The organism is Plantibacter sp. M259 (genome assembly GCF_006065115.1).
GTDB lineage: Bacteria > Actinomycetota > Actinomycetes > Actinomycetales > Microbacteriaceae > Plantibacter > Plantibacter auratus.
On record NZ_CP040750.1, the window covers coordinates 4,114,959 to 4,136,216 of the forward strand.

19 protein-coding genes are annotated in these 21,258 nt (G+C 70.1%); all 19 read left to right on the forward strand.

Translation table 11 applies throughout. From position 1 onward, the window contains the following. The first annotated feature begins 14 nt into the window (after positions 1 to 14). The 19 genes from gmk to FGL15_RS19335 all read left to right on the forward strand — a co-directional run bounded on the left by gmk (position 15) and on the right by FGL15_RS19335 (position 21,247). Complete coding sequence (gene gmk, locus FGL15_RS19245; RefSeq protein WP_064293842.1) at positions 15 to 893, forward strand: guanylate kinase; 879 nt, start codon at positions 15 to 17, stop codon at positions 891 to 893. A gap of 68 nt (positions 894 to 961) precedes the next feature. Then, the gene (rpoZ, locus tag FGL15_RS19250; RefSeq protein WP_056005756.1) at positions 962 to 1,219 is read left to right on the forward strand and encodes a DNA-directed RNA polymerase subunit omega; all 258 of its coding nucleotides are present in this window, start codon (positions 962 to 964) and stop codon (positions 1,217 to 1,219) included. A 203-nt stretch (positions 1,220 to 1,422) separates the two neighbouring features. Beyond that, entirely contained in the window at positions 1,423 to 2,616 is a 1,194-nt protein-coding gene (gene metK, locus FGL15_RS19255; protein ID WP_064293843.1) for a methionine adenosyltransferase, read from the forward strand. A 26-nt stretch (positions 2,617 to 2,642) separates the two neighbouring features. Beyond that, positions 2,643 to 4,577 (forward strand): primosomal protein N', encoded by a 1,935-nt coding sequence (locus FGL15_RS19260; RefSeq protein WP_240773647.1) that lies wholly within the window; start codon positions 2,643 to 2,645, stop codon positions 4,575 to 4,577. A gap of 28 nt (positions 4,578 to 4,605) precedes the next feature. Continuing rightward, on the forward strand, positions 4,606 to 5,535 hold the full coding sequence (gene fmt, locus FGL15_RS19265; protein WP_138947081.1) for a methionyl-tRNA formyltransferase: 930 nt from the start codon (positions 4,606 to 4,608) through the stop codon (positions 5,533 to 5,535). Continuing rightward, positions 5,532 to 7,019 carry an RsmB/NOP family class I SAM-dependent RNA methyltransferase gene (locus FGL15_RS19270; protein ID WP_370281921.1) on the forward strand — a complete coding sequence of 496 codons (1,488 nt, stop codon included), beginning with the start codon at positions 5,532 to 5,534 and terminating at the stop codon, positions 7,017 to 7,019. Before fmt ends, FGL15_RS19270 begins: the two co-directional genes overlap by 4 nt. 10 nt (positions 7,020 to 7,029) lie before the next feature. Then, complete coding sequence (rpe, locus tag FGL15_RS19275; protein WP_138947082.1) at positions 7,030 to 7,698, forward strand: ribulose-phosphate 3-epimerase; 669 nt, start codon at positions 7,030 to 7,032, stop codon at positions 7,696 to 7,698. A gap of 65 nt (positions 7,699 to 7,763) precedes the next feature. Continuing rightward, positions 7,764 to 8,027: a phosphoribosyl-ATP diphosphatase gene (locus FGL15_RS19280; RefSeq protein WP_064293847.1), complete on the forward strand. Its 264-nt coding sequence runs from the start codon at positions 7,764 to 7,766 to the stop codon at positions 8,025 to 8,027. A 76-nt stretch (positions 8,028 to 8,103) separates the two neighbouring features. Next, the gene (gene hisG / locus FGL15_RS19285; protein ID WP_137241676.1) at positions 8,104 to 8,943 is read left to right on the forward strand and encodes an ATP phosphoribosyltransferase; all 840 of its coding nucleotides are present in this window, start codon (positions 8,104 to 8,106) and stop codon (positions 8,941 to 8,943) included. Between the two features lie 47 nt (positions 8,944 to 8,990). Further along, the gene (gene hisF, locus FGL15_RS19290) at positions 8,991 to 9,755 is read left to right on the forward strand and encodes an imidazole glycerol phosphate synthase subunit HisF (protein ID WP_138947083.1); all 765 of its coding nucleotides are present in this window, start codon (positions 8,991 to 8,993) and stop codon (positions 9,753 to 9,755) included. Beyond that, on the forward strand, positions 9,752 to 10,141 hold the full coding sequence (hisI, locus tag FGL15_RS19295) for a phosphoribosyl-AMP cyclohydrolase (RefSeq protein ID WP_138947084.1): 390 nt from the start codon (positions 9,752 to 9,754) through the stop codon (positions 10,139 to 10,141). The genes hisF and hisI overlap by 4 nt, the downstream gene beginning before the upstream one ends. Before the next feature lie 13 nt (positions 10,142 to 10,154). Then, positions 10,155 to 10,847 (forward strand): Trp biosynthesis-associated membrane protein, encoded by a 693-nt coding sequence (locus FGL15_RS19300; RefSeq protein ID WP_138947085.1) that lies wholly within the window; start codon positions 10,155 to 10,157, stop codon positions 10,845 to 10,847. A 115-nt stretch (positions 10,848 to 10,962) separates the two neighbouring features. Continuing rightward, complete coding sequence (locus FGL15_RS19305; protein WP_079705940.1) at positions 10,963 to 11,193, forward strand: DUF6704 family protein; 231 nt, start codon at positions 10,963 to 10,965, stop codon at positions 11,191 to 11,193. Between the two features lie 2 nt (positions 11,194 to 11,195). Further along, positions 11,196 to 11,972 carry an indole-3-glycerol phosphate synthase TrpC gene (trpC, locus tag FGL15_RS19310; RefSeq protein WP_138947086.1) on the forward strand — a complete coding sequence of 259 codons (777 nt, stop codon included), beginning with the start codon at positions 11,196 to 11,198 and terminating at the stop codon, positions 11,970 to 11,972. Continuing rightward, positions 11,969 to 13,219, forward strand: a complete 1,251-nt coding sequence (gene trpB, locus FGL15_RS19315) for a tryptophan synthase subunit beta (RefSeq protein ID WP_370281926.1) — start codon at positions 11,969 to 11,971, stop codon at positions 13,217 to 13,219. Before trpC ends, trpB begins: the two co-directional genes overlap by 4 nt. After that, on the forward strand, positions 13,216 to 14,028 hold the full coding sequence (gene trpA, locus FGL15_RS19320; RefSeq protein ID WP_138947087.1) for a tryptophan synthase subunit alpha: 813 nt from the start codon (positions 13,216 to 13,218) through the stop codon (positions 14,026 to 14,028). The genes trpB and trpA overlap by 4 nt, the downstream gene beginning before the upstream one ends. Before the next feature lie 75 nt (positions 14,029 to 14,103). Continuing rightward, positions 14,104 to 15,117, forward strand: a complete 1,014-nt coding sequence (gene lgt, locus FGL15_RS19325) for a prolipoprotein diacylglyceryl transferase (protein ID WP_079002517.1) — start codon at positions 14,104 to 14,106, stop codon at positions 15,115 to 15,117. A 117-nt stretch (positions 15,118 to 15,234) separates the two neighbouring features. Next, positions 15,235 to 19,797 (forward strand): glutamate synthase large subunit, encoded by a 4,563-nt coding sequence (gene gltB, locus FGL15_RS19330; protein ID WP_138947088.1) that lies wholly within the window; start codon positions 15,235 to 15,237, stop codon positions 19,795 to 19,797. Continuing rightward, positions 19,790 to 21,247 carry a glutamate synthase subunit beta gene (locus FGL15_RS19335; protein WP_138947089.1) on the forward strand — a complete coding sequence of 486 codons (1,458 nt, stop codon included), beginning with the start codon at positions 19,790 to 19,792 and terminating at the stop codon, positions 21,245 to 21,247. Before gltB ends, FGL15_RS19335 begins: the two co-directional genes overlap by 8 nt. Positions 21,248 to 21,258 lie beyond the last annotated feature (11 nt).

A 21,258-nucleotide genomic window follows, 5' to 3' on the forward strand; every position in this document is an offset into this window, starting at 1 on the left:
AGCCCGGCAGGAACATGCCGGAGGTCGATCGGGCCGCCGCCTCACGTGAGGCCGTTCGCAAACGCCGCGCGCGTGCGACCGTCAAGGCGTCCATCGCTTCGGGCGCCCGCACCCCCTTGGAGGTGCTCGACGCCGCGACCGCCGATCCGGACGGTATCGAGGGCGGCATCCGCATCACCGAGTACCTCCTCAGCATCCCGAGTGTCGGCGTCACCAAGCTCGGGCGGATCCTCGAATCGCTCGGCATCTCCTCGGTCAAGCGCCTCGGGGGTCTCGGTCGACTCCAGCGGGATCGCCTCCGCGCCTTCATCGCCGAGCGCTACCCGGGGACCGCGCGCAGCCGACTCGTCGTGCTCGCCGGCCCGACGGCCGTCGGCAAGGGGACGGTGGCCGCGTACATCCGCGACCACTACCCGGAGGTGCACCTCTCCGTCTCGGCCACGACGCGCAAGCCCCGGCCGGGGGAGCAGCACGAGGTGAACTACTACTTCGTGACCGACGACGAGTTCGACGGCCTCATCGAGGGCGACCGCCTGCTCGAGCACGCCACGGTCCACAACGCGTACCGCTACGGCACGCCACGCGAGCCGATCGAGCGTGCGCTCGCGGCCGGCGACAGCGCGTTGCTCGAGATCGACATCCAGGGTGCCCGCCAGGTCCGGGAGGCGATGCCGGAGGCGACCCTGGTGTTCCTGCTGCCCCCGAGCTGGGACGAACTGGTCCGTCGACTGGTCGGACGAGGCACCGAGGACGAGGAGGAACGGGAGCGCCGACTGCGCACCGCGAAGGTCGAACTGGCCGCCGCGGACGAGTTCGACCACCGTGTCGTCAACGACGACGTGGCCCGCGCGGCCCAAGAGGTCGTAGACTTGATGAAGATTCACGGGGATTGACGTCCGACGCGCACCCCGCATCGATCCGATCTTCCCCGAACACAACCACACGAGGAGTGTGAACCTGCATGGCTGACAAGCTCAAGGGCATCATCGACCCGCCCATCGACTCCCTGCTCACCAAGGTCGAGTCCAAGTACGCACTCGTGATCTTCGCGTCCAAGCGCGCGCGCCAGATCAACGACTACTACGCCGACCTCCACGAGGGCAGCCTGTTCGACAACGTCGGGCCGCTGGTCGACTCGTCCGTCGAGGACAAGCCGCTCTCGATCGCGATGCACGAGATCAACGAGGACAAGCTCCAGATCAAGCCGATCGCCGAATAGCCGCTTCACCACGACGAATCCGCCGGGCGCCAGACGACCGGCGGATTCGTCGTGTCGGGCCTGTTCCAGCCGCCGCCGACGCCGCGCGTCACGGACGGACGACGTGTCCGAGGCCTCGACTAGAGTGATGAACGGTCGGGCCCCGAGACACCGCGACGGCCGATCCCTCCACCATCGCACCACCACTTCCGACGGGAGACCGCATGACCGAGCTGCGCCTGTTCACCTCCGAATCCGTGACCGAGGGGCATCCCGACAAGATCTGCGACCAGATCTCGGACAGCATCCTCGACGCGCTCCTCGAGGTGGATCCGCGCAGTCGAGTCGCCGTCGAGACGCTCGTCACCACCGGACTCGTCCATGTCGCGGGTGAGGTCTCCACGAGCGGCTACGTCGACATCCCGACGATCGTCCGCGAGCGCATCCGGTCCATCGGCTACACCTCGTCCGACATCGGATTCGACGGCGACTCCTGCGGCGTGAGCGTGTCGATCGGCTCGCAGTCCGCCGACATCGCCGCCGGAGTCGACCATGCCTTCGAGTCCCGTGAGCAGTCCAGTGTCGACGCCTACGACCTCCAGGGTGCCGGCGACCAGGGCATCATGTTCGGGTTCGCGACCACCGAGACGCCGCAGTACATGCCGCTGCCCAGCTGGATCGCGCACCGCCTCGCGGAGCGACTCGCCGAGGTCCGCAAGTCCGGCCAGCTCGACTACCTGCGCCCGGACGGCAAGACCCAGGTCACCATCGGGTACGACGGCTTCCTCCCGAAGACCGTGGAGACGGTCGTGGTCTCCACGCAGCACAATCCGGGTGTCTCCACGGAGCAGCTGCGCCGCGACGTCCAGCGTCACGTCATCGAACCGGTCCTCGCGACGGTCGAGCTCGACAGCTCGAACGTGACGCACCTGATCAACCCGACCGGCATCTTCGTCGTCGGTGGCCCGATGGGCGACGCCGGGCTCACCGGACGCAAGATCATCATCGACACCTACGGCGGAGCGGCTCGACACGGCGGTGGGGCCTTCAGCGGGAAGGACCCGTCGAAGGTGGACCGCTCGGCCGCATACGCCATGCGCTGGGTGGCGAAGAACGCGGTCGCCGCCGGATTCGCCGAACGTCTCGAGGTGCAGGTCGCCTACGCCATCGGCAAGGCCGCGCCGGTCGGACTCTACGTCGAGACCTTCGGGACGGCCCATGTGCCGGAGGCGGACATCACGCGCGCGATCCGCGACGTCTTCGACCTCCGTCCGGCCGCGATCATCGCCGACCTCGACCTCATCCGCCCCATTTACGCCGCCACGGCGGCGTACGGGCACTTCGGCCGCGAGCTCCCCGACTTCACGTGGGAGCGTCTCGACCGGGTGGAGGCGTTGCGGTCAGCAGCCGGGCTGTAGCCGTGGTCGGCGCGAGGGTCGCCAGGGTGGTGCTCGACTCCCCGTTGCCACAGCTCGACCACCTGTTCGACTACGCCATTCCCGACGAACTGGCCGATGACGCCGTGCTCGGCGCGCGCGTCTCGGTCCCGTTGCGCTCGGCCGGGCGGTCGGCGAACGGGTTCATCGTCGACCTCGCCGACTCGAGCGAGTTCGGCGGGGCGCTCAGCCCGCTGAGCTCGGTCGTGTCGTCGGTACCGGTCCTGACCCCGACCCTGTGGACGCTCGCTCGCCGTGTCGCGGATCGCAGCGCCGGGAGCGCGATGGACGTCCTGCGTCTCGCCATTCCGCCGCGACAGGTCCGGGTGGAGAAGACCTGGACCGCCGCGACCCCGCCGGAGCCTCCGTCGGTCGAGCGGCGCACCGTCCCGGGGTTCGCCCCCGGCACCCTCGACCGTCTCGCGCCGGGGGAGCGGTACGCGATCAGCGCGATCCCCACCCTGACCGCGACGAAAGCGGGCGTCTGGCTCCCCGACTGGTCCTTCACGCTGGCGGCTCTCGCCGTGAACCAGCTGTCCGAGGGGAGGAGTGCGATCCTCTGCGTCCCCGACTACCGGGACGTCGAACACCTCCTGGCGGCGCTCGACGAGCTCGGCGTCGGTGCCGCGGTCGCGAGGGCCGACGCGAAGCAGACCCCGGCTGCTCGCTACCGCGCCTACCTGGACGGACTGCATCCGGTACCCCGGATCGTCGTCGGCAACCGGTCGGCCGTCTATGCACCGGCGCACGACCTCGGACTCATCGCCCTGTGGGACGACGGCGACCCCCTCCACCAGGAGCAGCTCGCCCCCTATGTGCACGCTCGCGACGTCGCGTTGACCCGGCAGGAGATGAGCGGCTCCGCCCTCGTCTTCGCCGCGCACTCACGCAGTACCGAGACGCAGCGACTCGTCGAACTCGGCTGGCTGCACGAGGTCGCACCGACCCCGCCGATACGCCCGAGAGTCGTCGTGTCCCGGGCGAGCGGCGACGACGCCATGACGAGCCAGGCGAGGATTCCGTCGAGCGCCTGGCGCGCGGTCGACGAGGCATTGCATCACGGACCCGTGCTGGTCCAGGTCGCGCGGCCTGGGTACGCGCCGCACCTCGCCTGTCGCCGGTGCGGGACGAGGGCCCACTGCTCGGTGTGCCACGGTCCACTCCAACTCGCCACAGCCCGTTCGCAGCCCTCCTGCCGGTGGTGCGGTCACCTCGCGGCCGGGTGGTCGTGCGAGACCTGCCACGACACAGCGTTCCGCGTCACGGCCGCCGGCACCGGCCGGACCGCCGAGGAACTGGGCCGGGCGTTCCCCCGGTACCGGGTCGTGGTGTCGGACGGCGACGCGCCCAAGTTCGAGGTCGGCCCGGAGCCGGCGCTGGTGATCGCGACCCGAGGCGCGGAGCCCGTCGCCGCGGGCGGCTATGCCGCCGTCCTCCTGGTCGACGCCGACCGCATGCTGGCGCGGGAGTCGCTCCGTGTCGCCGAGGACTGCCTGCGGTGGTGGTCGAACGCCGCAGCCCTGGCCGCTCCACGCGCGCCGGTGCTCCTGATCGGCGTCGAGGGCCCCGTGGCGAACGCCTTCGCCCTGTGGCAGCAGCCGCGGTTCGCGAGCGAGGAGCTCGCCGAACGCAGAGAGCTCGGGTTCCCTCCCGCGGTCCGGAGCGCGACCCTCACCGGCACCCGCGACGCCGTCGACGCCGCTCTCGCCGCGCTGCCCGCCGAGTACCGGAGCCGCGTGCTCGGCCCGACCGTCGACGAAGCGGGCGACAGCGTCGCGATCCTGCGGGTCGACTACGGCCATGCCAGGGCGGTCGCCGAGCAGTTGCGGGCGACCGTCGTCGCGCAGGCGGCGAAGCGTCGACGGCCGACCCCAGGCAGGCGGGCACCGAAAGCCCCGCCTACACTCAGAGTACGATTCGACGATCCGGAGATGCTGTCATGATCCACCCCGTCCACGAAGCCCGAACCGCATGAGGCTGGTCTTCGCCGGCACCCCCGCCGTCGCCGTCGCGACGCTCGACGCCCTCGTCTCGGAGGGGCACGAGATCGCGGCCGTCGTGACCCGACCCGACGCCCCGCTCGGCCGCAAACGGGTCCTGACCCCGTCGCCGGTGGCCGTGGCCGCAGAACGGCTCGGACTCCCCGTCATCCGCGCTGCACGTCTCGACGACGACGCCACCGCACGGATCGTCGCGCTCCGCGCGGAACTCGGCGTCATCGTCGCGTACGGCGGGCTCGTCCGCGAACCCCTCCTGTCCGCGCCGGCACACGGCTGGATCAACCTGCACTTCTCGTTGCTGCCGGCCTGGCGCGGCGCGGCTCCCGTCCAACGGTCGGTGATGGCCGGAGACGCGGTCACCGGTGCGTCGGTCTTCCAGCTCGTGCCGGCTCTCGACGCCGGCGACGTCTTCGCGACGGTGGAGACGCCGATCGCCGAGGGCGAGACGTCGGGGGAGCTCCTCGACCGCCTCGCCGACCTCGGCGCACCGCTCACCGCGGAGGTCGTCGGCGCCATCGCCGCCGGCACCGCGGTCGCGGTCCCGCAACAGGGCGAGGTGTCGCTCGCGCCGAAGCTCGACGGCCAGGACGGCCGGATCGTCTGGGACCGCCCCGCCGCCGCCGTATGGTCGCAGATCCGCGGGGTGACTCCCGAGCCGGGCGCATTCACCCTCCTCGACGAGGCACGGCTGAAGGTGCTCCGCGCCGTCCCCGCGTCGACCATGCCGACGGACCCACCGGCGCCCGGGACGATCGTGTCCGCCGACGGCCTCGTCCTGGTCGGCACGGCGGACACCCCGTTGCGACTCCTGCAGGTGCAGCCGTCCGGACGCACGGCGATGCCCGCCGCCGACTGGTGGCGCGGCGCGTCCGCCGGAACCGATCGGCTGGTCACCGCGTGAGCGGCCAGCAGCCCGAGGGTCAGCGACGCCGCGACCGACGGCCCCGCGACGTGGAACCCCGACGCGGGCGCCAACGTCCCACCCGGCCGCGTGACTCGGCGACCGTGCAGCCGGCACGCCGCGTGGCCTTCGACGTCATCCACGCCGTTAGCACCTCGGACGCCTACGCGAACCTCCTCCTGCCGCACCGGCTGGCCGAGGCGAAGCTGAGTCCGGCGGACGCCGGCCTCGCGACCGAGCTGACGTACGGCACCCTCCGCCGACGCGGGTACTACGACCGCGTCATCGCACACGCGGCCAAGCGCCCCGTGACCGAGATCGACGACGCGATCCTCGACGTCCTGCGGCTCGGCGCCCACCAGCTGCTCTCCATGCGCGTCGCAGGCCATGCCGCCGTGAACGAGTCCGTCGAGCTCGCCCGGTCCGCCGGTTCGCGGTCGGCGGCCGGCTTCACCAACGGGGTCCTCCGCACCATCTCGCGGACCGAGCCCGCCGAGTGGGAGCGCATCCTGCTGGGTGAGGTCACGAACGACACCGATCGCCTGGCCGTGAGCACCGCTCACCCGTCGTGGGTCGTCCGGGCCATCAGGCAGGCACTCGACCTGCAGGACCGCGGCGACGAACTCGAGGACGCGCTGGCCGCGGACAACCTCGCCCCGCAGGTGAACCTCATCGCGCTCCCGGGACTCGCCGACCGGCCCGAGGACGCCGAGCCGAACCGCTTCTCCCCGTACGGCTTCCGCAACCCCGGCGGCGACCCGGTCCAGCTCGTCGGGACCGGCGGCGGGCGCCTCCGCGTCCAGGACGAGGGCTCGCAGCTCGCCGCGCTCGCGCTGACGCGGGCGGTACCGGTGCGACCCGGCGAGCGATGGCTCGACCTCTGCGCGGGGCCGGGTGGCAAGGCGGCACTCCTGGCCGCCGAGGCCCTCGCCGGGGAGGCACGTCTCGACGCGAACGAGCTGGTCCCCGCCAGGGCCCGTCTCGTGGAACGCGCCCTCGCAGGTGTCCCGCTCGAGGTGTCGGTCTCGACCGCCGACGGCACGAAGCTCGCGGCGGAGCATCCCGCTACCTACGACCGCATCCTCCTCGACGCCCCGTGCACCGGGCTCGGCGCACTGCGACGACGACCGGAGGCGCGGTGGCGGAAGACCCCGAAGGACGTCTCCGAACTCACCCGACTGCAGGGCTCACTGCTCGACGCCGCCATCACCGCGCTCGCTCCCGGCGGGATCGTGGCGTACGTGACGTGTTCGCCGCACGTCGGCGAGACGGCACTGATCGTGGAGAGCGCCCTGCGAGCCCACCCCGGGATGGAGCGACTCGACACCTCGGCGGTGCTCGACCAGGTGACGACCGAACCGCTCGACGCCGCGGCGCCCGGTGGCGCGGTCCAGCTCTGGCCGCACCGCCAGGGCACCGACGCCATGTACATCGCGCTGCTCCGCAAGCCCGCGGAGTCGGCCGAACCCACTGTCGGTCGATAGGCTCGAGCACATGTCCGCGCGCATCAACCCGAGCATCCTGTCCGCCGATTTCGTGAACCTCCAGGCCGACCTGGAGCGGATCGCGAGCGCCGACCTCGTCCACGTCGACGTCATGGACAACCATTTCGTCCCGAACCTCACGTTCGGTCCGCAGATGGTCGGTCGCATCCAGGACGTGTCTCCGGTCCCGCTCGACGTCCACCTCATGATCTCGGACGTCGATCGATGGGCTCCCGGCTACGCGGAGCTCGGGGCGTACTCGGTGACGTTCCACGCCGAGGCCACCAGCGACCCCGTCGCCCTCGCCAGACGCCTGCGTTCCATCGGGGCACGTGCCGGGATCGCCGTGAAACCCGGCACGCCCATCGAGCCGTACCTGGAACTCCTGCCGGAGTTCGACCAGGTGCTCGTCATGACGGTCGAACCGGGCTTCGGCGGACAGTCGTTCATGCCGGAGACCATGCCGAAGCTGCAGGCGCTGTCAGCCGAGGTCGCACGCACCGGTCTCGACGTCTGGCTCCAGGTCGACGGCGGGATCTCCGCGGACACGATCGGGATCGCAGCCGCCGCCGGTGCCGACACCTTCGTCGCGGGGTCGGCCGTCTACAGCGGTTCCGATCCGGCCTCGAACATCGCGTTGCTCCGGGCCGCAGCCGAGGCGTCGACGCACGCCCACTGACCCGGCTGGCCGGTCGAGCGCCCCCGCGGTGCGCGCCGCCGCCCGGAACCGGTACCCTGGAGCACGTGAAAACCTTCGACGAGCTGTTCGACGAGCTGCGCCTGAAGGCCGAGACCCGGCCGGAGGGTTCCGGCACCGTCCGCGAACTGGACACGGGTGTGCACGGCATCGGGAAGAAGATCGTCGAGGAGGCCGCCGAGGTCTGGATGGCGGCCGAGTACCAGAGCGACACCGAGACGGCCGAGGAGATCTCGCAGCTGCTCTACCACGTGCAGGTGATGATGGTGGCGAAGGGGCTCACCCCCGCCGATGTCTACCGACATCTGTAGGAGCACGTCGCGGCGCATCCGCCGCGCCTCCTGATCACCCTGTCGAGACACCATCGCACAACACGAAAGTCACCCCATGCTGAGAGTCGCCGTGCCCAACAAGGGCTCGCTGTCCGAGACCGCCGTCGAGATGCTGCAGGAGGCCGGCTACGCGACCCGTCGCGACACCAAGGAGCTCCACGTCGTCGACGCACGGAACGACGTCGAGTTCTTTTACCTCCGTCCGCGCGACATCGCGACCTACGTCGGTTCCGGCGCCCTCGACATCGGCATCACGGGGCGCGATCTGCTCCTGGACTCCCACTCCGCCGCGACCGAACTCGCCGAGCTGGGCTTCGGCGGCTCGACGTTCCGCTTCGCCGGTCCGGCCGACGAGTTCTCCGAGCTCTCCGATCTCGCGGGGAAGACGGTCGCCACCAGCTACCCCGGCCTCGTCGGCAACTTCCTCCGCGACGCCGGAGTGGATGCGACGCTCGTCCACCTCGACGGTGCGGTCGAGTCGGCCGTCCAGCTCGGGGTCGCGGACGCGGTGGCCGACGTCGTGTCCACCGGCACGACCCTCCGGAAGGCCGGCCTCGGCATCTTCGGCCCGGTGATCCTCGACTCCACCGCCGTGCTCATCGCGTCGCCGGAGACGAAGCCCACCACGGCGACGCTCATCCGCCGACTGCAGGGCGTGCTCGTCGCGCGGCAGTACGTGCTCGTCGACTACGACCTCCCGGTCCGGTTGCTCGAGCAGGCGACCGCCGTCGCCGGTGGCATCGAGTCGCCGACGGTCTCGCCGCTCCGCGACCCCGAGTGGGTGGCGGTCCGGGTCATGATCCCTCGCGGCGACGCGAACGACGTCATGGACCGCCTCTACGAGCTCGGCGCACGCGCCATCCTCGTCACGGCCATCCACGCCGCCCGACTCTGAGTCACCCCTCCATCATCACCCGTCCCAGTCGCTCTGCGGAGGCCTCCGTGTCACTCGCCACCCGAGTCATCCCCTGTCTCGACGTCGCCGACGGGCGCGTCGTGAAGGGCGTCAACTTCCTCGACCTCCGCGATGCCGGCGATCCGGTCGAGCTCGCGAAGCGCTACGCCGAGCAGGGCGCCGATGAACTGACCTTCCTCGACGTCACGGCCACCGTCGCCGAACGCGACACCACCTACGACCTCGTCAGCCGCACCGCCGAGCAGGTCTTCATCCCGCTCACGGTCGGCGGCGGGGTCCGTTCGACCCACGACGTCTCCCGGCTACTGGCCAGCGGAGCGGACAAGGTCGGCGTGAACAGCGCCGCGATCGCCCGGCCCGAGTTGCTGGGGGAGATCGCCGACCGCTTCGGCGCTCAGGTCCTCGTCCTCTCCCTGGACGTGAAGCGACACGCCGGCAGCGCATCCGGATGGATCGTCACGACACACGGCGGCCGACGTGAGACCGAGCTCGACGCGCTCGCCTGGGCGACCGAGGCGATCGAACGCGGTGCGGGCGAGCTGTTGGTGAACTCGATCGACGCCGACGGCACCAAGGCCGGGTTCGACACCGAGCTCATCAGCGCCATGCGCGAGATCAGCCGGGTTCCGGTCATCGCGTCCGGGGGAGCAGGCCGCCTCGCCGACTTCCCACCCGCGATCGCCGCGGGTGCCGACGCCGTCCTCGCCGCGAGCGTCTTCCACAACGGCGAGTTGACGATCGGCCAGGTCAAACAGGAACTCGCCGACGCCGGTTGGACGGTGCGGGCATGAGCGCGGACATCACCATCCCGGTGGGCGCTGACCCGGAGACCGCGATCGGCCAGCTCACCTTCGACGCGCAGGGCCTGCTCCCCGCGATCGTGCAGCAGTGGGACTCACGCGAGGTCCTCATGCTCGGGTGGATGGACGCCGAGGCCGTCCGCCGGACGATGACCGAGGGGCGGGTCACCTACTGGTCCCGGTCACGACAGGAGTACTGGCGCAAGGGGGACACCTCCGGCCACGTGCAGTTCGTCCGGGCGCTCGCCTACGACTGCGACGGGGATACCCTGTTGGTGGAGGTCGATCAGCACGGTGCCGCCTGCCACACGGGTACGCGCAGCTGTTTCGACGGCCGGAGCCTCGACGTCGTCGCAGCACCGACGCCGACACCATGAATCGAGTTGGAGCATGACCGAGAGCACTGCAGCACCCCAGTCCGGACCGGTGGAGCCGCCGAGGCCCGACGAACCGTCCGAGCCTGACGAGCTCGAGTCCAGGGCTCTGCGCAGTCGTCAGCGCCGCCTGAAGACCCTGCTCCTCGTCACCGCCGTCCTTGCCGACGCGCTCATCCTCGCGGCGTGGACCCAGACCTGGCTCTCGATCAGCCTCGTGGGCGTCGGCCCGCACTCCGGCGCGCTCGACGTCGTCGGCTCCGTCGCCGCTCCCGCCCTGTCCGCACTCGCCCTCGCCGGTCTCGCCCTCGTCGCGGCGCTGGCCATCGCCGGGCCGGTGTTCCGCATCATCCTCGGCCTGCTGGAGGCCGTCATCGGCGCCTGCGTCATGATCTCGTCGATCGCGGTGCTCGCCTCGCCGGCGACCGCAGGCGCGGCGGCCGTCACCGAGGCCACGGGCGTCGCCGGAAGCCAGTCGACCATCGACCTCGTCGCGGCGACCACGCTCACCGCCTGGCCGGCGATCACCCTGGTGCTCGGCGTCGTGCTCGGACTCGCCGGGCTCGCGACCGTGCTCACCCACCGCCGGTGGCCCGGTCCGTCGAAGAAGTACCAGGCGGTCCGGTTCACGCAGGTCGAGACGGCCCCGAGCGCCGATCCGGTGGGCGCCTGGGACGACCTCAGCCGCGGCGACGACCCGACGCGCTGACCGCTGCGCCGAACCACGACGGCACCCCGGGCCACCTGGGAACTCGTGGCCCACGCACGGAACCGCCCACCGCTTGCCGGTACACTGGAACCCGCACTCGCACAGAAGGAGAACCATGAGCACCGACCCCTCGGACCCCGGCCACGGACACTCGCCCGCCGCCTGGACGGCCGTGATCATCATGTTGGTCGCGTTCGCCGCCGGTACGGTCTTCTTCTGGCTCGACATGCCCGTCCTCGTCTGGGCCTCCGCCGGCGTCCTCCTCCTCGGGTGGATCACGGGCGGTGTCCTCGCCAAGGCGGGATACGGCGTCGGCGGGTCCAAGACCGTGGCGAAAGAGCACTGAACATGCTCGCCGACCTGATGGCCGGCGCGAAGGAGGACGCTCTCGGGCGCCTCGCGGGCCGTCCGGCTGCAGTCGTCGAAGCCGCTGCTGTCGAGGCCCCTCCGGCCATCGACGCCCTCGCTGCGCTCGCCCCGGCCGACCAGGTCAAGATCATCGCCGAGGTCAAGCGGTCCAGTCCGTCCCGCGGCGCGTTGGCCGACATCCCCGACCCGGCGCTCCTCGCCTCGCTCTACGAGCAGGGCGGAGCCAGCGCGGTCAGCGTGCTGACCGAGGGGCGGAAGTTCGGCGGTTCGCTGCAAGACCTCGAGGCCGTCCGGGCCGCGATCCGCATCCCGGTCCTGCGCAAGGACTTCATCTCGCTGCCGTACCAGGTGCTCGAAGCCCGCGCATCCGGCGCCGATCTGGTCCTCCTGATCGTCGCCGGACTCGACCAGGCCACGCTGTCGTCGCTGCACGAACTCGTCCTGCAGCTCGGCATGACCCCACTGGTCGAGACCCATTCCGCCGAGGAGCTGGCCAGGGCGAGCGACATCGGCGCCCGGCTCATCGGCGTCAACGCGCGGAACCTCAGCACCTTCGAACTCGACCAACACCTCTTCGGATCGTTGACCGACCGTTTCCCTGCCGACGCCGTCAAGGTGGCCGAGTCCGCTGTGCTCCGCGCCGCCGACGTCGCCGCCTACCGACGTGACGGCGCCGACGTCGTCCTGGTCGGCGAGGCGCTCGTCACCGGCGACCCCGTCGCCACCCTCGAACAGTTCCTGGGAGCCACCGCATGACCATGTCACCAGCCACCCCCGCCCACGCCGAACCGACGCACCTCCGAGACGAGGCCGGTCCGTTCTTCGGCGACTTCGGCGGACGCTACATGCCGGAGGCGCTCATCGCCGCGGTCGACGAACTCGCGACGGCCTACGAGGCCGCCAAGGCCGACGAGAGCTTCCAGGCCGAGCTGACGACGTTGCTCCGCGACTACGCCGGCCGCCCGTCGATCATCACCGAGGTGCCACGCTTCGCCGCATCGGCCGGTGGTGCGCGGATCTTCCTCAAGCGCGAGGACCTCAACCACACCGGCTCGCACAAGATCAACAATGTCCTGGGCCAGGCGCTCCTCACGAAGCGCATCGGCAAGACCCGCGTCATCGCCGAGACGGGGGCCGGTCAGCACGGTGTGGCCACAGCCACCGCGGCCGCACTCTTCGGCCTGGACTGCACGATCTACATGGGCGAGGTCGACACCGAGCGCCAGGCGCTCAACGTCGCCCGCATGCGACTCCTCGGCGCGACCGTCATCCCCGTGACGACGGGCTCGCGGACCCTCAAGGACGCCATCAACGAGGCGTACCGCGACTGGGTCGCGTCGGTCGAGACCACGAACTACATCTTCGGCACCGCAGCGGGCCCACACCCGTTCCCGGTCATGGTTCGCGACTTCCAGAAGATCATCGGAGAAGAGGCCCGCGCACAGCTCCTCGAGCTGAACGGTTCACTTCCCGACGCGGTCGTCGCCTGCGTCGGTGGCGGCTCCAACGCCATCGGCATCTTCCACGCCTTCCTCGACGACGCGGACGTCGCGCTCTACGGAGTCGAGGCTGCCGGCGACGGCGTCGACACCCCAAGGCACGCCGCGTCCATCGGCCGCGGTCGTCCGGGTGTCCTGCACGGTGCCCGCACCTTCGTCCTCCAGGACGACGACGGCCAGACCGTCGAGTCCCATTCCATCTCCGCAGGCCTCGACTACCCGGGCGTCGGACCGGAGCACGCCTGGCTCGCCGACACCGGCCGGGCGACGTACGTCCCCGCGACGGACGCCGAGGCGATGGAGGCCTTCCGACTCCTGAGCCGCACCGAGGGGATCATCCCCGCGATCGAGTCCGCCCACGCACTGGCCGGGGCCATCGTCCTCGGCAAGGAACTGGGCCCCGAGGCGACCATCCTGATCAACCTCTCCGGGCGCGGAGACAAGGACGTCGAGACGGCTGCCACCTACTTCGGACTCCTCGACGAAGCCGGGCGGAACGCATGACCGCCCCGGCCACCGACCACACGACGGTCTCACCGGTCGCCTCGGCGATCGACGCCGCCGCCGTCGACCGCCGCGGCGCCCTCATCGGGTACCTCCCCGTCGGGTTCCCCGACCTCCAGACGAGTATCGACGCCGCCATCGCGCTCGCGCAGAACGGCGTCGACGTCCTCGAGCTCGGCGTGCCCTACTCCGACCCCGTGATGGACGGAGCGGTCATCCAGGCTGCGACCATGACCGCCCTCGCGGAGGGGTTCCGGTTGTGCGACGTCTTCACGGCGATCAGCGCCATCCGCGCTGCCGTGGACGTCCCGGTCCTCGTCATGACGTACTGGAACCCGGTACTGCAGTACGGCGTCGAGCGCTTCGCCTCCGACCTCGCAGCGGCCGGGGGAGCCGGGCTCATCACCCCCGACATCACCCCCGACGCCGCGGCGGACTGGCTGGACGCCAGTGAACGCCACGGTCTCGACCGGGTCTTCCTCGCAGCGCCGACGTCGAGCGACGAGCGCCTGTCGCTCGTGACCGAGCGCTCCCGCGGCTTCGTGTACACCGTCTCCACGATGGGCATCACCGGTGCCCGGCAGGACCTCGACGCGGCCGCGAAGACCCTCGTCGGTCGTCTCCGCACGGCGGGGGCACAGCACGCGTGCGTCGGCATCGGCATCTCGACCGCGGAGCAGGTCCGCTCGGTCCTGGAGTACGCCGACGGAGCCATCGTCGGATCCGTGTTCGTCAAGGCACTCGCCGACGGCGGTGTCCCGGCGATCACCGAGGTCGCCCGTTCACTCGCGGCCGGCACCGCCCGCTGAGGGTATCCTCAGCACGTCCGCGATGCTGAAAGCCCTACACTCGATCAGAGTTCGTAACGAAAGGCGACCACTGCAGTGATTGCACCCCTCAGCATCCCGAGCCCGAACCCGGACATCGCGACCTTCAGCGTGGGCCCGTTCACGGTGCACATGTACGCGCTCTGCATCATCGCCGGGATCATCGCCGCCACCATCCTCACCTCCCGGCGGCTGACGAAGCGCGGTGCCGAGCCGGGCATCGTGCTCGACATCATCCTGTGGGCCATCCCGCTCGGGATCATCGGTGCGCGGATCTTCCACGTCCTGACCCACCCCGGCGACTACTTCTACCCGGGTGCCGACCTCCTGCGGACGCTCTACATCTGGGAGGGCGGCATCGCGATCTTCGGTTCGCTCATCGGTGGAGCGGTCGGCGCCTACATCGGCTGCCGTATGACCGGGATCCGGTTCTGGACCTTCGCCGACGCCCTCGCGCCCGGTCTGCTGCTCGCGCAGGCGTTCGGACGCCTCGGCAACTACTTCAACCACGAGCTCTACGGGCTCCCCACCGACCTGCCTTGGGGCCTCGAGATCGAGGCCAGCAACCCCGCGTTCCCGATCGGTCTGCCCGCCGGCACCCTGTTCCACCCCACGTTCCTGTACGAGATCATCTGGAACCTGCTGGGGGTGGCCGTCATCCTCTGGATCGGACACCGCTTCAACCCGCAGTGGGGCCGCCTGTTCGGTGTCTACCTCATCTGGTACGGCGCCGGTCGCACGGTCTGGGAGACCATCCGGATCGACCCGAGCGAGTACCTCTTCGGCATCCGCGCCAACGTCTGGGCCGCGATCCTGGCGATCGTCGTCGGACTCGCGATCATCGTCATCCAGTCGCGTCGCCACACGGGTGCCGAGCCGTCGCCGTACGTCCCCGGCCGTTCCTGGGCCGATCCGAAGGCTGCGGTAGACTACTACGACACCGACGCGGAGAACCTGGGGCTGCGCAGTGCCTCCGCCGACGACGATGCCGACGGATCAGACCGCACTGCGTCATCCACTCCGTCGTCCGAAGCCACGGTCGCCACAAGCAAGACCGGCTCTCGCTCCTAGGCTGAACGCACCCTCGTCGGCCCGGTGGATCCCGGATCAGCAGGGGATCCATCACCCGTTTCGTCCCAGGGCCAGCGACGTCCCCTTCTGATCCCCTTTCGTGAGGACGGTAATTCCATGGCGCATGCACCGTACGCTTCGTTCAGTTCGGTTCCGCCCAAGCAGGGCATGTACGACCCGGCGAACGAGAAGGACGCCTGTGGCCTGGCGATGGTCGCGACCCTGACGGGCGAGGCTTCGCACAGCATCATCGACGCGGCGCTCGGTTCGCTCCGCAACCTGGAGCACCGCGGCGCGATCGGTTCCGACGCCGGGACCGGCGACGGCGCGGGCATCCTCACCCAGATGCCCGACGCCTTCCTCCGCGGCGTCGCCGGATTCGACCTGCCGCCGCTCGGTGCGTACGCCGTGGGCATCGCCTTCCTGCCCACCGACGCCTCCGAGCGCGCACAGCTCCAGACGCGCATCGCCGCGATCGCCGCGGAGGAGGAACTCACCGTCCTCGGCTGGCGCGAGGTGCCAGTCGACCCCGACGAGCTCGGGAAGCTCGCCCGTGCGGCCATGCCGGCGTTCGAGCAACTGTTCGTCACCGGGTCCGGCGCCTCGACGCCGACCGGGATCACCCTCGACCGGCTCGCCTTCCGGCTCCGGAAGCGGGCGGAGCGCGAGCTCGGTGCGTACTTCATCTCCCTGTCGAGCCGCACGCTCGTCTACAAGGGCATGGTCACGACGCTGCAGCTCGAACCGTTCTACCCCGACCTGTCCGACGAACGGTTCGCGACCAAGCTCGCCATCGTCCACTCGCGGTACTCCACCAACACGTTCCCGTCCTGGCCGCTCGCCCAGCCGCTGCGCATGATGGCGCACAACGGCGAGATCAACACCGTCGAGGGCAACCGCAACTGGATGCGCGCGCGGCAGTCGCAGCTCGAGTCCGAGCTCATCGGCGACATCCGGCCGCTGCTCCCCATCATCACGCCCGGAGCGAGCGACTCCGCCTCGTTCGACGAGGTCCTCGAGCTGCTGACGCTGACCGGACGGTCCCTCCCGCACGCCATGATGATGATGGTGCCCGAGGCCTGGGAGAAGCAGACCGGGTTGTCGCAGGAGCGACGCGACTTCTACGAGTTCAACTCCATGCAGATGGAGCCATGGGACGGTCCGGCCGCCCTCACCTTCACGGACGGCTCACTCGTCGGCGCGACCCTGGACCGGAACGGCCTGCGTCCCGGTCGCTGGCTGGAGACGACCGACGGTCTCGTCGTCCTGGGTAGCGAGATCGGCGTCCTCGACGTCGACCCGAGCCGGGTCAAGCGCAAGGGCCGCCTGCGCCCCGGAAAGATGTTCCTCGTCGACACCGAGGCCGGGCGGATCATCGAGGACGACGAGATCAAGGACGAGCTCTCGGCATCGGCACCCTGGGGCGACTGGCTCGACGCCGGACGCATCAACCTGAGCGACCTGCCGGAGCGCGAGCACATCGTGCACACGCCGGCATCCGTCACCCGCCGCCAGCGGACCTTCGGGTACACCGAGGAGGAGGTGCGCATCCTCCTGCAGCCCATGGGCCAGAACGGTGCGGAGCCGCTCGGCGCGATGGGGTCGGACACCCCGATCGCGGTGCTCTCCGACCGCCCTCGGCTCCTGTTCGACTACTTCGTGCAGCAGTTCGCCCAGGTCACCAACCCGCCGCTCGACTCGATCCGCGAGGAGGTCGTCACCTCGCTGAAGCTCGGGCTCGGCCCGGAGCGCAACCTCCTCTCGTGGGGCCCCGAGCACGCCAAGCAGGTCGTCCTCGACTTCCCGGTCATCGACAACGACGAGCTCGCCAAGATCCAGCACATCGACCCGAACCCGGCGAGCCCGCTGACGACGACCGTCAAGGCGCTCTACCGCGTCGAGGATGGCTCGGCCGGACTCGAGACGCGCCTGCGCGAGATGTGCGACGAGGTCGACCAGGCGATCCTCGCCGGCTCGGAGTTCATCGTCCTGAGCGACCGTGACTCGAACTCCGACCTCGCGCCGATCCCGTCGCTGCTCTCGCTCGCCGCCGTGCACCACCACCTCATCCGCGCCGAGAATCGGATGAAGGTCGGGCTCGTCGTCGAGGCCGGCGACGTACGCGAGGTCCACCACGTCGCGCTGCTCATCGGCTACGGTGCCTCCGCGATCAACCCGTACCTGGCCATGGAGAGCTGCGAGGACCTCGTCCGCAGCGGCCTCATCCAGGGCGTCACCCGCGAGCAGGCCGTCAAGAACGTCATCAAGGCGCTCGGCAAGGGCGTGCTCAAGATCATGTCGAAGATGGGCATCTCCACGGTGTCCTCCTACGCCGGAGCACAGGCCTTCGAGGCCGTCGGCCTGAGCCAGCAGCTCGTCGACAGCTACTTCACCGGTACGGAGACGAAGCTCGGCGGTGTCGGCATCGAGGTGATCGCCGAGGAGAACGCGAAGCGTCACCGGTACGCCTACCCCGAGGACGCCGCATCGACGGCCCACGAGCGCCTGCAGTCCGGCGGCGAGTACCAGTGGCGCCGCGACGGTTCACCGCACCTCTTCAACCCGGAGACGGTCTTCAAGCTCCAGCACGCGACCAAGACGCGCCGGTACGACATCTTCCGCGAGTACACCCACATGGTCGACTCCCAGGCGGCCCAGCTCATGACGCTCCGCGGGATGTTCACGCTCCGCGCCGGTGCCCGCCCACCCGTCCCGCTCGACGAGGTCGAGTCGGTCGCGTCGATCGTGAAGCGGTTCTCGACCGGGGCGATGAGCTACGGTTCCATCTCGCGCGAGGCGCACGAGACGCTGGCGATCGCGATGAACAGCATCGGTGCCAAGTCGAACACGGGTGAGGGCGGTGAGGACGTCGACCGTCTCCTCGACCCGACGCGCCGCAGCGCGATCAAGCAGGTCGCCTCAGGCCGGTTCGGCGTGACGAGCATGTACCTGACGCACGCCGACGACATCCAGATCAAGCTCGCCCAGGGTGCGAAGCCCGGCGAGGGCGGACAGTTGCCGCCGACGAAGGTCTACCCGTGGGTGGCGCGGACGCGGCACGCCACGGCGGGCGTCGGGCTGATCTCGCCGCCGCCGCACCACGACATCTACTCGATCGAGGACCTCAAGCAGCTCATCTTCGACCTGAAGCGCGCGAACCCGAGGGCCAGGATCCACACCAAGCTGGTGAGTCAGTCCGGCATCGGTGCGGTGGCCGCGGGCGTCGCGAAGGCGCTCTCCGACGTGATCCTGGTCTCCGGTCACGACGGCGGAACCGGTGCGAGCCCGTTGAACTCCCTGAAGCACGCCGGCACGCCGTGGGAGCTGGGTCTCGCTGAGACGCAGCAGACGCTCATGCTCAACAACATGCGCGACCGCGTCGTGGTGCAGGTCGACGGTCAGATGAAGACCGGACGCGACGTGGTCATCGGCGCCCTGCTCGGCGCCGAGGAGTTCGGTTTCGCGACGGCGCCGCTCGTCGTCTCGGGGTGCGTCATGATGCGCGTGTGCCACCTCGACACCTGCCCGGTCGGCGTCGCGACGCAGAACCCGGTCTTGCGCGAACGGTTCACCGGCAAGCCGGAGTTCGTCGTGAACTTCTTCGAGTTCATCGCCCAGGAGGTGCGCGAGTACCTCGCCGAGCTCGGGTTCCGGACGCTCGAGGAGGCGATCGGCCACAACGAACTGATCGACGCGGACCGTGCGATCGACCACTGGAAGGCGTCCGGGCTCGACCTGGCCCCGGTCCTCGTAGGTCCCGTCTTCGCCGACGACGAACCGCGGATCAACCGCCGCCCGCAGGAGCACGAGCTCGAGAAGCACTTCGACCAGCAGCTCATCACGGCCACCTCGGACGTGCTCGAACACGGCGGCCATTTCTCGGTCGACCTGCCCATCCGGAACACGGAGCGAGCCGTCGGCACCATGCTCGGCCACGAGGTCACCCGGCGGCACGGCGAGAACGGGCTCCCGGCAGGGAGCATCGACATCACCCTGCGCGGCTCGGCCGGGCAGTCCTTCGGTGCGTTCCTCCCCGGCGGCATCGCCCTGCGACTCATCGGTGACTCGAACGACTACGTCGGCAAGGGCCTGTCCGGTGGACAGATCGTCGTCCGACCACCCGAGCGCGCAGCCTTCGCGCCCGAGGAGAACGTGATCGCCGGCAACGTCATCGGGTACGGCGCGACCCAGGGCACCATGTTCCTGAGCGGGATCGTCGGCGAGCGGTTCCTGGTGCGCAACTCCGGCGCCACGGCGGTCGTCGAAGGCGTCGGTGACCACGCGCTCGAGTACATGACGGGTGGTCTCGCCGTCATCCTGGGTCAGACCGGCCGGAACCTCGGCGCGGGCATGTCCGGCGGCACGGCCTACGTGTTCGACCTCGAACGCGACCAGGTCAACCGCGACTCCCTCGCCTCGGGGGAGCTCACCCTGTCCGAACTCGACAGTGCCGACGCCGAGATCGTCCGCGACCTCCTCGAACGGCACGTCGTGGAGACCGGTTCTCCGCTGGCCGGCCGGCTGCTCGCCGACATCGAAGACTCACTCGCCCGGTTCGTCAAGGTCCTCCCGCGTGACTACGCGGCAGTCCTGGCGACCCGACAGACCGCACTCGACGAGGGGCTCGACCCCGACGGCGACATCGTATGGAACCGAATCCTGGAGGTGACCGGTGGCTGATCCCAAGGGATTCCTGAAGGTACCGGAGCGCGAGCTCCCGAAGCGCCGGCCCGTGCCGGTCCGCATCATGGACTGGAAAGAGGTCTACGAGCAGAGCGACCCCGCGACCGTCCGCAAGCAGGCTGGTCGCTGCATGGACTGCGGCATCCCGTTCTGCCATCAGGGCTGCCCGCTGGGCAACCTCATCCCGGAGTGGAACGACCTGATGTGGCGAGGCGAGGGACGCTCGGCCATCGAGCGGCTGCATGCCACGAACAACTTCCCGGAGTTCACGGGTCGTCTCTGCCCGGCGCCGTGCGAGAGTTCGTGCGTGCTGGGCATCAACCAGCCCGCCGTGACCATCAAGCAGGTCGAGGTCTCGATCATCGATCAGGCGTTCGCCAACGGGTGGGTCGAGTCCCACCCGCCGGAGCGGCTGACCGGCAAGACGGTCGCCGTCGTCGGTTCCGGTCCGGCCGGTCTCGCCGCAGCCCAGCAGCTGACGCGTGCGGGGCACACGGTCGCAGTCTACGAGCGCGACGACCGCATCGGCGGTTTGCTGCGCTACGGCATCCCCGACTTCAAGATGGAGAAGAAGCACCTCGACATCCGGCTGAAGCAGATGCAGGACGAGGGCACCCGGTTCCGCGCCGGCGTGAACATCGGGGTCGACATCAGCTGGGACGAGCTCCGCGCCCGCTACGACGCCGTCGTCATCGCCACCGGTGCCATGGTGCCGCGCGACCTCCCGATCCCCGGTCGTGATTTCTCCGGGGTCCACTTCGCGATGGAGTACCTCGTGCAGGCCAACCGCGTCGGCGCCGGCGACATGGTCTCCGACCAGATCACGGCGGAGGACAAGCACGTGGTGGTCCTCGGCGGCGGCGACACCGGTGCCGACTGCATCGGCACGGCGCACCGTCAGGGTGCCGCCTCCGTCACGAACCTCGCCATCGGCACGCAGCCGGCTGGGGAGCGGCCCGAGCACCAGCCGTGGCCCATGATGCCGACGCTCTTCGAGGTCGCGAGTGCGCACGAAGAGGGCGGCAACCGCGAGTACCTGGTGTCGACCGTCGAGTTCCTCGCCAACGAGGCCGGCGAGGTGCGGGCGATCCGCGTCGCCGAGACGGAGTTCGTCGACGGCCGTCGCGTGCCGAAGAGCGGCACCGAACGTGAGATCCCGGCCGACCTCGTGCTCCTCGCGCTCGGATTCACGGGCCCGGAGGGCGAGACCCTCGAGTCGCAGTTCCAGCTCCCCTTCACCGGGCGCGGCAACGTGGCACGGGAGCACGACTACCAGACCAACCAGCCCGGCGTGTTCGTCGCGGGCGACGCCGGTCGTGGCCAGTCCCTCATCGTGTGGGCGATCGCCGAGGGCCGCGCTGCGGCGGCGGCCGTCGACCAGTACCTCGAGGGCGAGACCCAGCTTCCCTTCCCGGTCCGTCCCACGGACCAGCCCATCTCCCTCTAGGCTTTCAAGCG